Here is a 12847-nt window from a genome sequence, read left to right as displayed (position 1 = left end):
GTTCCTGATGGGGAACAGCTTTTTTTGTGATTAATGCAGCTTCTTAAAGCGCATTTAATTTATCCGTAATTTCCTTCGTTTTAGCCTCATCACCTTTTAACTGGTAATAAAAACGCATATTTTCCCAATAACCTTTCGTTTTTGGATCTAGCGTAGTAGCCTTTTCCAAATAAGGTACCGCTGTATCAGCTAAAGTATAGGCTTCTTGTAATTTGGCTTTGTATTCCGCCTCTTTATTTGTTGGAATGCTGCTGGCTGCGTTGTATATATCACGTGCCTTATTTAAAATAATAGCTGCCGCTGCACCATAGTTACGCGCGTCATCCGGTTTCGCTTCAATACCTTTCTTATACGCTTCCAATGCTTTATCAGGCTGTTTTGTGGATTCGTATGCATAACCTAAGAAGAAAGGAAGCTCCCCATTGGACGGATCCGCAGCCATTTGAGATTCAATATCCTTAATTACTTTCTCGCTATTGCCGGTAGTGATATTCAACACAATTTTCTGATTGATAATCTTTGCACTATCCGGAAACTTCGTAGCTGCCTCATCGATGTATTTAACCGCCGATGCTGTATCGCCTTTCTTTAGGTATGCATCTGATAAATTGAGGTAAGCATCCGAGCTTTTTGGAATTAACGTCTTAAATTTACTGATCGCATCATCGTATTGTTGATTATTTTGAGCAGCAATACCGGCATATAAAGTTAAAATAGAATCCCCCGGCATATATTTCAATCCATTGTTAAAGGCTGTGTAAGCAGAAGCAAAATCATTTGTTTCAAATGCTTTTACACCGTTACCTATTTCGTAATTGGCCAATAAGCTTCCAGCTCTGTCCATATTTCCCTTCAATTCCTTATCATCACTTCCTTCGTTTAAACTCTTTGCTTTTAAGAAAGCATCACCCGCTGCCTTATAAGAGGCCTCCCCTTCTGCCGCCTTTCCTGACTTTTGATTGATCATGGCATACTCTGAGTTGATCAAAGCCAAGTAAGTCCATGTTTCCGGCAAATCCTTCGTCTTTTCATGCGTGGCGGCTTTATCAATAGCTTCCTTAGCTTCACCCAGTTCTTTCATTGCCAATTCCGGCACATTCTCCACAGCACCACCGGTAAGGGTAGCAAATGAACTGTATTTACTTTTTGCTTTATTAAGCTCTCCTTTCTGCGCAAAGGCAACGGTTGAGCCCAATAAAAGTGTAGCTAATAAAATTGATTTAATTTTCATTTTTCTATAATTTGTGTTCTTAGTGATTATTATTTGTTAAGCTTCAAAGCCTCTTCCCAGGTCAGCTTATTTTAGGCGCTTCATTAGGCAATAAGCTTTAGTTCATATTCATTTGATTCAACTGACTGTTCACCCGTTCGAGCTGAACACTGTTTCCTGATTTATCAAATAGCACAGCTAAAGACTTTAAAGCATTAACAGCATTCGGGTCTATTTCGTTTGCTTTTAATAAATATTGTTGCGCTTCATACTGCTTTTCCAAATCGGAGGGGTCTTTTACAAAATCTCTTAAATACAGCAAACCGAGCTCATAATTGCTATTATAATCATCGGGGTCAAGCTCTAAAGTCCGCTTATAATAACTTTCGGCCTTCTCGCGGTCGCCCGTAATTTCATAAGCATACCCGATCAGATAGTTCAGATTAACGCTTTCGGGCTCCATAGCAATCGCCTCATCGGCTAATACTACAATGGCATCATAAGCACCGTTACCGGCATAAAGATTCAATAAAGCAAAAAGAATATCCTTATTGGTAGGAAAATATTCCCGTCCTTTCAGTAATACATTTTGTGCGGCATTATTATCGCCTTTATTTAGATGTATTTTAGCCAAAGTCAGAATATAGCTAGGTTTAGCAGATGACTTATTCTCAATAAAATCACTGTATAACTTAACAGCGTCATCCGGCCGATCCAAACGCTCACTTAATAAAGCCAAATTATGTCTTGTATTCGGCGTACTGTTATAGGCATTGACCTTTTCAAAAAGATCATAAGCCTCTTCGTAATTATTATTCGTCAGCGCACGGTTGGCTCGGATCAAATAAGCCGCCGCCAACCGTTTTTTCAAATAATTGATCTGTGCCTCATTTTCGTAATTCAGCTGTTCATCATTCAACCTGCTTAGCATGAACTCGGCTTCTTCAATGGGGTCTTTCACATACTTCTGTGTTCGGTTTGAATCAGCTACCGCCAAGCTGCTGTAAACAAGGCCCCTTAGCAAGGTGTTATTATAAGAAGCAGAATCTCTACGTTCTTTATAAGCAAGATCAGCAAACTTTCTGGCCTCTAACAAATCCTTAATATCGCCCGATTTCGTATACCGGGCAAAATTATTGTTCCCCTCTTTAAGGTTAGACTGAGCCCAGCTCAGTTGCGTACAGAAGAGAACAAGTAGCACAGTACTAGTGATGATATGTTTATATAGATCACTTTTCATTAATATGTTCTTTTTTAAGGCTCGCATCGCTTGTCAATCAGGATGTTTGCCGCTACTCAAATTTAAGGTTTACATTTGCCTTGGTTATCCTTTCTCACTTATCCGTCACTAAACACTTCAATTTCAGGCAATATGTTATTCCATATTACCTGAAACCTCGCTAAACAGGCCTATTCGTTTGTCTCGTCTTGGCCTTTATCGCTTGTAGAATTATCGACTTCTCCCTCGTTTTCTGTCGACGCATCATTCCCTACACTAGTTTCTGTGACATCAAGACCTTCTACTTCATCGTGGTCAACTTTTGTAATGGATGCAATCTGATCATTCTCTTTCAAATTAATCAAGCGAACACCTTGCGTAGCTCTTCCCATCACGCGAAGCTGACTAACTGCAATACGAATTACAATTCCAGACCGATTAATAATCATTAAGTCGTCATTATCGGTCACATCCTTGATCGCCACCAGCAGCCCTGTCTTTTCAGTTACATTAAGGGTCTTAACCCCCTTACCGCCTCTATTTGTTACGCGATAATCGTCAATATCCGTCCGCTTTCCGTAACCCTTTTCAGAAACAACCAATATCGTCGCATCATTTGTATTAACACTAATCATGCCAACAACTTCATCATCCAGCCCCGCAAGCGTTACGCCACGCACGCCCGTAGCTGTTCTTCCCATTGGACGCACCGTCGACTCATTAAAGCGAATAGCTCGGCCTGATTTTAACGCCATTACGATTTCACTGTTACCGTTTGTCAAACATGCCTCCAAAAGTTGATCACCCTCATTAATATTGATAGCGTTAATACCATTTGCTCTTGGCCGCGAGTACGCTTCTAATGATGTCTTTTTAATAGTGCCGCCTTTTGTACACATAATGATGAAATTATTCTCCAGATAATCCTGATCTTTCAAATTTTTCACCTTGATATAGGCTTTAATTTTCTCTTCTTTCGGGATATTGATGATATTCTGTATCGCTCTTCCTCTAGACGTACGGGTACCTTCCGGGATTTCGAATGCCCGCAACCAGAAACAACGACCTGCCTCAGTAAAAAAGAGCATGTAGTTATGGGCAGAAGCAGTAATGATATGCTCCGTAAAATCCTCTTCCTTCGTTGTAGACCCCAAAGAGCCCTTTCCTCCCCTCGCCTGCAAGCGGTATTCCGTTAATGGTGTACGCTTCACGTACCCCTCATGTGATATGGTGATCACGATTTCCTCATCATCGATAAAATCTTCCATCCGCATATCTTCTGCGGAGTGTACAATCTGCGAACGACGTTCGTCACCAAATTTCTCTTTGACTTCCAGCAATTCGTCCTTGATGATTTTCATTCTCAGTCCTTCATCCGCCAGTACGGATTTCAAATACTCAATGGTTTTCATCAATTCAGCATATTCCTCTTTGATTTTGTCACGTTCCAGTCCGGTTAACCTTCTGAGCGTCATATCAAGGATTGCTCGCGCTTGGATATCAGATAAACCGAATTTTTCCATTAAACCAACGCGTGCATCTTCCGGTGTTTCGGAAGAACGTATCAATTGGATAACTTCGTCCAAATGGTCAAGAGCAATCAATAAACCCTCTAATATATGTGCCCGTTTCTCGGCTTCAGCCAGCTCGAATTTGGTACGCCGTATAATCACTTCATGACGATGCTCCACGAAATGATGAATCATATCTTTAAGATTCAACAACATCGGTCGCCCGTGCACCAGTGCTATATTGTTTACACTAAAGGAAGTCTGTAAGGCAGTATATTTGAAAAGATTATTTAATACAATAGAGGCATTTGCATCTCTTTTTATATCATACACGATGCGCATACCATCTCTATCCGATTCATCCCGGATAGCAGATATTCCTTCAATTTTTTTCTCGTTAACAAGATCTGCGGTCCGTTTAATCATTTCCGCTTTGTTAACCTGGTAAGGAATTTCGGTTACGATAATGGTTTCTTTATCGTTCTTGGAAACCTCTATCTCCGCCTTAGCGCGCATGACAACTCGTCCTCTCCCCGTTTCGAAGGCATCTTGTACTCCTGCATAGCCGTATATAACGCCTCCCGTAGGAAAATCAGGCGCTTTAATATGCTGCATAAGCTCGGCAACGGTAATGTCACGATTGTCAATGTAAGCGACTGTCCCATCAATTACCTCGCTCAGATTGTGAGGTGCCATATTGGTTGCCATACCAACGGCAATACCTGATGCACCATTCACCAATAGATTCGGAATTTTGGTCGGCAGAACCGTTGGTTCCTGAAGCGAATCGTCAAAGTTTAATTGGTAATCAATGGTATCTTTATTTATATCAGCCAGCATTTCCTCGGCAATCCGCTTTAACTTGGCTTCCGTATAACGCATCGCTGCGGGGCTATCTCCGTCAATGGATCCAAAGTTTCCCTGGCCGTCTACCAGTGGATAACGGAGACTCCACTCCTGGGCCATCCGTACCATTGTATCATAAACAGACGAGTCGCCATGTGGGTGATACTTACCCAATACATCCCCTACAATACGAGCTGATTTTTTATAAGGTTTTCCACTGGTAACCCCTAAGTCCAACATCCCATATAAAACCCTTCTATGGACGGGCTTCAAGCCGTCCCGAACATCTGGTAGGGCTCTTGAAACAATAACCGACATCGAGTAATCGATGTAGGCAGATTTCATTTCCTCTTCTATACTAATAGGTATGATCCGGTCGTTAGCCGGCACCAAATTATCGTCATTTTCTGTTTCGTCAGCCATACTTGTTTAGTCCGTTAAAAAAAAGTTTCGCTTTAGTGCTTGCGAAAATAATAAAAATCTTTGAGAATTGACCACCGTGACACGGGGGTGTCAATAACGAAGATTGCCGTTTTTCCGTTTATTCCGTCTCGCCTTGTATTGGTAAGTGGCATTCCTTTCTTTCCTATTGCCATGCTACTAATGGCTTCCTACCCAGTCAATATCCTTTTTTAAAAGCCGTAGTGTTTTCTCCTCTTCGGAACCTGTCTTTGGCTGGAAATTGTAAACCCAATTTGCCTGAGGCGGTAAACTCATAAGAATAGATTCAATCCGTCCATTGGTCTCCAAACCAAACTTGGTACCGGAATCATACACTAAGTTAAACTCAACATACCTGCTTCTCCGGATAAACTGCCAATCTTTTTCGTTTGGGGTAAAGGCTTTGTTTTGATTTCGTTTGATCAGTTCCGCATAAATAGGTACGAAACCTTCGCCGAGTCTTTTGGAAAATTCGAAGAGTTGGTCATAGCTTAGCTTGCTATTATCGGGTTGCAAACGATCATAGAAAATGCCGCCAATACCACGTGTTTCATTGCGGTGCTTTATAAAGAAATAATCATCTGCCCATTTTTTGAACCGAGCATAAAAATCCGTTTGAAATTGATCACAGATATCTTTTAATCGTTTATGAAAAAACGCAGCATCTTCGGAAATCACATAATGCGGTGTTAGGTCTATCCCCCCTCCAAACCACCTTGTTTGCTCATTTAGTTCGAAGTAACGGATATTCATATGGATAATAGGAACCCAAGGATTTTTGGGATGAATGACAATAGAAACACCCGTTGCAAAAAAATCGTCTTCCTGCACATCAAAAGCAGCCTTTATTTTCTCCGGCAACTTACCGTGCACCGCGGAGAAATTCACTCCTCCCCGTTCGATTACGTTTCCATCCTGTATGATGCGGGTGCGTCCGCCACCCCCACCCTCTCGTGTCCAACGTTCTTCTTCAAAAAACGCTTTCCCATCCGCTTCCTCTAAGCCCTTACAGATAGTATCTTGAATCTGTTGGTAGGAAGCGACAATTTCTTCTTTACTAAACATGCGGCAAAGATAAGGATTTAGCTTTCTATTACGCCACAATAAACGCTATTGGATATGGCATCGTTCATCACATTTATAAATGCGATATACGAATGAATTCTTACCGCATTCGGATAATTTGATTCAGATAAGTCAAACTCCAACAAGTCTTCTCCTGAATCGCCATAAACAAGACCATAGCTGGCATTCATATATTCCCGATCTTCTGTGAAGGCAAATAAAAGTGTACGTACTTTAGTAGGCGCAGCCACCGCATCCCACTTAAAATGAAGCGTACCTTCGACGTAGGCAACGGATGGATTGGTTGGGGTAATTAATAGACCCTTTGAAACAAGAAGTTTCTCATAATCGATCTTGAGATCAGGATAGCTACCTGTTATTGCGTACTTTTTATTATAACTCATCGCGGCATTAAATGCAGACATATTCCTTGCTTTCGCTTCAAGTTGAAAACCTAAATCAATAAAATTTTTGCTATCCTGAAGGAATTTCTGCATGATACGCATGCGCTCACGATTCGCTAATTCCTTTTCTGAGGGAGGCGATGTACGCTTTTTGGGCAAACCTCGCATTACGGGTATCCCTCTCCATTCGTAACCAATAACACTGCCTACTTTACCAAAAAAAGAACCGTTTATGCCATTTTTTATAATCGCCATAATCATTTGATTTATAGTTGTTCCTACGAATATACCTGTTTTTACCCAGTGTTTATCATAAAAAAATAAATAGCTATTATTTCATAGGTATATTTTAAGGAATTTTCCCTATAAAGTCCCTATTATGTCCCTATTATTTTCTTATTATGTTATAGTTAATATGGATTCAAAATTTACCCCTTAAGATCCCCTTGTGGAGTCGTTAAAGAATGATTTCACTATACATTGATATTACGTTTATCATTTCCAGTCAAAGTTTATCACCGATATGTAGCAAATGACTGAAAATCAAGATATAACTAATTCAAGAAACAAAAGACGATCGGCACGACTTGTAATTCATTATGAATCAGTTTACCTTTGTGTCATCATAATTTAGGTTTATAATTGGTTAGTAAAAGTCCCTCAATCTCCCCGATTGAGGGCTTTTTTGTTAATAAGCAGTAAGTCATAGACCCTGAGCTTTTAGCTCCCACGACATTATTATTTACTCTCTGTTTATTTCGGAGGTATTCTGAACTCTCTTTGTTCGGTTATCAAATTGGCTAATTGTCAAGCTATAAGCCATAGGCAATAAGCCTTAAGCTGTCAGCAATCAGCTTTCGGATATCAGCTTTGGTTAGTGCCAACGCAAAACTACTGTTATTAATATGGCCGTACACTATAAGCAGCGGGCATTAGGTCGCGCCAGCCCATCATCACATCGGTTCGTCATCACATTGGCTAATTGATAACTCCCCTACTCAACTACTCCTCTACTCGCCCATTTAACCAATCTCACAGACACAACCCAAAATTCATCATTCAACACGAATAAAACCTACTCAACGATTCAGCAACTCAACTATTCACAAATCCAAATTTTAGTTAAGTTTGTAACGAATAAACCCCGGGATAATGCATATTCTTATCATTGAAGACGAATCGCGTATTGCTCAATTACTTCAACGCGGGTTGGAGGAACTGGGATACAAAACTACCGTGGCCTATGATGGTATACTGGGTAAAAAGCTGGTATGGCAACAGGCTTATGACCTGATTATTATGGACATTATCCTTCCTAAAATCAACGGCATAGATCTATGCCGCGAGATTAAAGAAAGCTACCCGGATTTGCCTATTATTATGCTCACAGCCTTAGGAACAACAGACGATAAATTGGAAGGTTTTGATGCAGGGGCTGACGATTACCTGGTTAAGCCGTTTGATTTTAGAGAATTGGAGGCCAGAATCAGGGTTTTGCTTAAAAGGGGCTCCGCTAGCAATTCAGCAAGTACTGCTATATTAAAGGCGGGCGAACTGGAAATGAATTTACATACGCGGATCGTAAAACGGGGCAACGTTGAGATCAATCTCACGCCGAAAGAGTTCAAACTGTTAGAGTATATGATCCGCAACAAAGGAAGAGTTCTCCCGCGCGTTGAAATAGCAGAAAAAGTATGGGATACCACTTTTGACACGGGGACTAATTTTATTGATGTATACATCAACTATTTGCGTAACAAAATTGACAAAGCTTTTGAAGAAAAATATATACATACCAAACCGGGAATGGGGTTTATTTTCAAGACTGAATAAGCATCGAGATGAAAATCAGGAATAAATTAACCCTCTTATATTCGCTTCTGTCGGCCGGCGTCCTTTTAGTCTTCGCTTTGTTCTTTTACCTTTCCTTTGCAAATGATCAAAAAGACGAGTTTTACAATCAGATCAAACAGCACGCCATTACAAAAGTTTATTTTCTGTTCGATCTGAATATCAAACCGGAAGTGCTGCAAACGATATATGCTAATAATACCCGAAGGGTAATTAACGAAGAGGTGGCTATTTATGATGAATCGTATCGACTCATCTATCACGATGCCGAGAACAAAGACATTGTAAAAGAAACACCCCAATTGCTCGACTCAATTGTTAAAAATAGCGAAATCAGGTACAAATACAATAACTACTATGTTACGGCTTTTACACTTAAACACAGCAATAAAACCTATATCATTACAGCGGCCGCAATCGATCGTTATGGCGAAGAAAAGCTGAACACGATACTGGAATATTTAGCTATTGCCTTCTGCCTCTCCCTGTTGTTGATCGTCGTTGCCGGTCGCTTTTCAGCAGAACAAGCGTTAAAACCCGTTTCAGATATGGTGGAGAATGTGGAGGAAATTACAGCCAGCAATTTAGATTCCAGAATCAACGTTGGCAGCGGCAAAGATGAATTGGCAGAATTAGCGATCACTTTTAACGAAATGCTTAATCGATTGGAGAAATCCTTCAACGCCCAGAAAGAGTTTGTATCCAATATTGCTCATGAAGTGAGAACGCCCTTATCAACGATCATCACAGAACTGGAACTATCCTCCAACAAACCAAGAAGCATTGAACAATATCAACAGACTATTCGACTAACTCTTAAAGATGCACAAACACTAGCTAAGCTGACAACAAGCTTACTGGATCTTGCAAAAGCAAGTTACGATCCCACCCAAATATCCTTCAAAGCCCTTCGGATCGACGAGATTCTATTGGACGCAAAGCATCAATTGGAAAAACAGGCTCCTTCCTATCATATTACAATTGATTTCACGGAGATTCCGGACGGCGAAGACGAAATCACCATTAGTGGAAACAACTATCTTCTACAGGTCGCTTTTACGAATGTCATGGAAAATGCATGTAAATTTTCGGAAGATCAAAGTTGCGAGGTGAAGATCTCCTACCAAAATAATCATGCAATCATTGATTTTATTGATCACGGCACCGGTATTTCCGACGAAGACCTGCATAAAATTTTTATCCCTTTTTATAGAGGGCAGAATAAAAATCACTCCAGCGGTCATGGTATTGGCATGGCGCTCTCTCAACGGATTATTAATCTTCACCATGGAGAAATAAGTGTATTTTCAATCTTAGGTAGCGGCACTCGGTTCGAGGTTAGGTTACCGCATGTTTAATAGGCTATAGGCTTTAAGCAGTACGCTTGAGGCATGAGCCAGTGCCACTACAACTTTTTAGCCATCGGAAATCAAAATCAGCTTTCGACTTTATAGTAAGCATTAAGCTATACGCAGTATGCTTTAAGCCCGCACGGGACTTTTCCTATTCAACTACTCAACTATTTGACTGCTTAACCCCTTCTAATATTTTTCTAATAAAAATATAAAAGCTTTCTAACCGCTCGTCAGACACACGTTTTCCAACTTTGCATGGAAATAATATCATGATTATGCAAAGATTTTTTTGGATGATTGGAGTTTTGTGCTTTTATGGTTTAGGTGCGGCCAATGCGCAAAGCATTAGCTTAAGGGAGGCACTTTATATTGCGAAAACGCAAAACCCAAATTTAAAAACCGAGCTTTATCAAATTAAGGCAGCGCAGGCAGACAGCACCACTGCCGCATTACGGCCTAATCCATCCTTTCACAATGAAACCATTCAGCTCACGCAAGGCAAAAACTTTGCACCCCGTACCTCGTGGTCTGATCCGTTGAATCGTCAATCGCTTTTTACACTTACCAAACCCTTTCAGTTGGCAGGTCAGCGCCAAAAAAAAATTGATTTAGCAAAAGAGCAAATTGATTTATCGAATAAGAATTATCAGGAAACAGAACGAGGGGTATTTGCGGAGGTTGCTTCCAAATGGATGGAAGTTTACACCGCTCATAAGCAATTAGATATTCTGAAAATAGCCAAAAGTAATATCGATTCGCTCAGTGATATTAACAAGGTGCGACTTAAAAACCAGGTGATAACGCAAACCGATTTTATGCGTACGCAACTCTTGGCAAAAGAATATGAACTAAAGGTTAAAAGCGCTGAACAGGACCTGAGCAACCGACTGATGGAACTCAGTTATTTAATCGGATCGCAAGTTAATGATATCGATATTTCAGATCAATTTGCTTTAAAGGGCGATCTAGGCTTGGACTCACTACTGCAAGAGGCACTTGCTAATCGATCCGACATAAGAGCCGCGCAGTCATTGATTAATGTGTCTAATAAGAACATTTCCCTGCAACGAAGCCTCGCGGTACCCGTTCCTGAATTTGGATTTATGTGGAACCCACAAAACACGATTAATTATGCAGGCTTTACCGTAACCTTTGACCTTCCCTTGTTTTCCCGAAATCAGGGTGAAATCAAAAAGGCATATATCCTTAAGGATCAGTCAGAACAACAATATGCAGCGATAAAAAGTAAAGCGCAAACAGAATTGATGACAGCCTATGCCAGTTATCAAACACAACGACAAAACACGCATAAATTTACGGATGGACTGCTTAAACAAGCAGAGCATATATTAGCCAACGTTAAATATGCCTATCTCCGAGGAGGTACCACGCTGATCGACTTTTTAGAAGCACAACGTAGCTGGCTCGAAACACAACAACAATATTATGATGCCTTGCAACTCTACAGGCAAAGTTACATTCAATTACTGTATGCAAGTGGCTTAATCGGTCAGTTGGCTGGCTGATTTGATCATTCAACGAAAAAACAAGCCGAAATAAAATAAACAAACGAATTATTTAGCGATGAAACCGATTTTATATGTAATAGTATCCACCTTCTTGTGGACAGCATGCGCTTCGCATGAAGACAGTAAACAGGAACGTATTGAAGCACCCATTTTAAGTAATAATGGGCAAACGATCAGCTTTAAGGATAGTACAATGAGGCACTTCTTTCAAACAGAGCCGGTTTATGATGGTTCTGTAACCGCCTCTTATACTGCTCCGGGAAAAATTGCCGCCACCGTCGTAGCTTCTGTAGCCGGTGCATCCCAAAATGTGGTACTTTTTGACAATCCCGACTTAGCCGCCAGTTATACGGCGTTAGCACAACACCAAACCAATATTCATCAGATTCAGCAAATTAATCTGAAACAGAAAGAAATCGAATTGGACCGAGCTTCAGATTTATTGAACCACGGGGCAGCAACGGGCCGTGATGTATTGGAAGCGCAGACAGCACTTTCCCTCGAAAAAAGCAACCTTGCTAATGAAAAAGCATCACTCATTCAGTATGAAGCAAACTTGAAACAAGGCGGTTTTGATCCGACTGCGCTTCGAAAAGCACCGGCCGGTAAAGCATACGTGATATGCGATATCCCGGAAAATCAAATTAGCAATATTCATGAGGGAGCCGCTTGCGAGGTGTTGTTTTCTGCCTATCCGGATAAAACTTTCAAAGGACAGGTAGAAGACATTGCAGATGTGGTTGATAACGCCACGCGAATGGTTAAGCTGCGCATAAGCTTGCTTGATAATAGTAGCTTACTGAAAGCTGGCATGTTTGCACAGGTGCTGTTCGATCTGAAGAATGTTGGAAACCATATGACCGTCAGCAAAGAATCCTTAGTAACAGTAGATGGCAAAGATTATGTTTTTATCGCTACAGGTAATGGTGTATTCAAAAGGCAAACTATAACTACAGGACAACAGATAGGCGAACGCCTGGTCGTCTTGCAAGGCTTAGAAAAAAATGACCAGGTAGTAACAAAAGGAGCGATCCAACTTAAGGGGCTTTCCTTCGGATATTAATGGTTATTCCTGACAACCGTAACAATGAATAACTAATAACAAAAGCATGGTACAGGCACAGATTTTCATTAACAAAAACGAATTTTTAGGAGGTCAACCTCTTTATGAATTCATTATGCAATTTCTAATCAAACATCAGGTAAAAAGCGCTACTGCTTTTAACGGAAGTTTGGGTTATCTACAGGGCAGTCACCTAAGTAGGCCTAACGATCTTTTCAGTTTTGACGAGGTGCCCTTGCTCATCACTTTTATTGACAGAGAAGAAAAGATTAAAGAAGTACTTAAGTCATTGCGCACCGTTACTCAATCGGGCTATGTGATCATTCATGATGTGAAAGAATGGTCAGAATAAT

General features: G+C 40.7%; 10 protein-coding genes. 5 read left to right on the top strand and 5 right to left on the bottom strand.

Features of this window, described 5'->3' with window-relative positions:
• Nucleotides 1-43: 43 nt before the first annotated feature.
• The 5 genes from ACH11B_RS18655 to ACH11B_RS18635 all read right to left on the bottom strand — a co-directional run bounded on the left by ACH11B_RS18655 (nt 44) and on the right by ACH11B_RS18635 (nt 6951).
• On the bottom strand, nt 44-1231 hold the full coding sequence (locus ACH11B_RS18655) for a lipopolysaccharide assembly protein LapB (protein ID WP_130857786.1): 1188 nt from the start codon (nt 1229-1231) through the stop codon (nt 44-46).
• A 97-nt stretch (nt 1232-1328) separates the two neighbouring features.
• Nucleotides 1329-2450 carry a lipopolysaccharide assembly protein LapB gene (locus ACH11B_RS18650; protein WP_165447047.1) on the bottom strand — a complete coding sequence of 374 codons (1122 nt, stop codon included), beginning with the start codon at nt 2448-2450 and terminating at the stop codon, nt 1329-1331.
• A gap of 170 nt (nt 2451-2620) precedes the next feature.
• Entirely contained in the window at nt 2621-5209 is a 2589-nt protein-coding gene (gene gyrA, locus ACH11B_RS18645) for a DNA gyrase subunit A (protein WP_377609082.1), read from the bottom strand.
• Nucleotides 5210-5386: 177 nt separating this feature from the next.
• Complete coding sequence (hemF, locus tag ACH11B_RS18640) at nt 5387-6292, bottom strand: oxygen-dependent coproporphyrinogen oxidase (RefSeq protein ID WP_149105697.1); 906 nt, start codon at nt 6290-6292, stop codon at nt 5387-5389.
• Nucleotides 6293-6309: 17 nt separating this feature from the next.
• Nucleotides 6310-6951, bottom strand: coding sequence for a DUF6266 family protein (locus ACH11B_RS18635; RefSeq protein WP_130857790.1), 642 nt, complete (start codon nt 6949-6951; stop codon nt 6310-6312).
• An 897-nt stretch (nt 6952-7848) separates the two neighbouring features.
• Between ACH11B_RS18635 and ACH11B_RS18630 the strand changes: the two genes are divergently transcribed.
• From ACH11B_RS18630 to ACH11B_RS18610, 5 genes are all read left to right on the top strand, one after another.
• Nucleotides 7849-8529 carry a response regulator transcription factor gene (locus ACH11B_RS18630; protein ID WP_013666616.1) on the top strand — a complete coding sequence of 227 codons (681 nt, stop codon included), beginning with the start codon at nt 7849-7851 and terminating at the stop codon, nt 8527-8529.
• Nucleotides 8530-8537: 8 nt separating this feature from the next.
• Complete coding sequence (locus ACH11B_RS18625; RefSeq protein WP_377609084.1) at nt 8538-9905, top strand: ATP-binding protein; 1368 nt, start codon at nt 8538-8540, stop codon at nt 9903-9905.
• Between the two features lie 272 nt (nt 9906-10177).
• Complete coding sequence (locus tag ACH11B_RS18620; RefSeq protein ID WP_130857792.1) at nt 10178-11428, top strand: TolC family protein; 1251 nt, start codon at nt 10178-10180, stop codon at nt 11426-11428.
• Between the two features lie 58 nt (nt 11429-11486).
• Complete coding sequence (locus tag ACH11B_RS18615) at nt 11487-12494, top strand: efflux RND transporter periplasmic adaptor subunit (protein WP_377609086.1); 1008 nt, start codon at nt 11487-11489, stop codon at nt 12492-12494.
• A gap of 46 nt (nt 12495-12540) precedes the next feature.
• Entirely contained in the window at nt 12541-12846 is a 306-nt protein-coding gene (locus tag ACH11B_RS18610) for a DUF190 domain-containing protein (RefSeq protein ID WP_377609088.1), read from the top strand.
• Nucleotide 12847 lies beyond the last annotated feature (1 nt).

This window comes from Olivibacter sp. EAT-5 (genome assembly GCF_044784325.1).
Taxonomy (GTDB): domain Bacteria; phylum Bacteroidota; class Bacteroidia; order Sphingobacteriales; family Sphingobacteriaceae; genus Olivibacter; species Olivibacter oleidegradans.
Note: the sequence above shows the minus strand (reverse complement) of the source record. Positions and strands in the feature narration are given on the sequence as shown.

Bases quoted from the DNA above. Each gene is read 5' to 3' on its own strand.
- ACH11B_RS18655 (WP_130857786.1), bottom strand. From the start codon at position 1,231: ATGAAAATTAAATCAATTTTATTAGCTACACTTTTATTGGGCTCAACC.
- ACH11B_RS18650 (WP_165447047.1), bottom strand. From the start codon at position 2,450: ATGAAAAGTGATCTATATAAACATATCATCACTAGTACTGTGCTACTT.
- gyrA (WP_377609082.1), bottom strand. From the start codon at position 5,209: ATGGCTGACGAAACAGAAAATGACGATAATTTGGTGCCGGCTAACGAC.
- hemF (WP_149105697.1), bottom strand. From the start codon at position 6,292: ATGTTTAGTAAAGAAGAAATTGTCGCTTCCTACCAACAGATTCAAGAT.
- ACH11B_RS18635 (WP_130857790.1), bottom strand. From the start codon at position 6,951: ATGGCGATTATAAAAAATGGCATAAACGGTTCTTTTTTTGGTAAAGTA.
- ACH11B_RS18630 (WP_013666616.1), top strand. From the start codon at position 7,849: ATGCATATTCTTATCATTGAAGACGAATCGCGTATTGCTCAATTACTT.
- ACH11B_RS18625 (WP_377609084.1), top strand. From the start codon at position 8,538: ATGAAAATCAGGAATAAATTAACCCTCTTATATTCGCTTCTGTCGGCC.
- ACH11B_RS18620 (WP_130857792.1), top strand. From the start codon at position 10,178: ATGCAAAGATTTTTTTGGATGATTGGAGTTTTGTGCTTTTATGGTTTA.
- ACH11B_RS18615 (WP_377609086.1), top strand. From the start codon at position 11,487: ATGAAACCGATTTTATATGTAATAGTATCCACCTTCTTGTGGACAGCA.
- ACH11B_RS18610 (WP_377609088.1), top strand. From the start codon at position 12,541: ATGGTACAGGCACAGATTTTCATTAACAAAAACGAATTTTTAGGAGGT.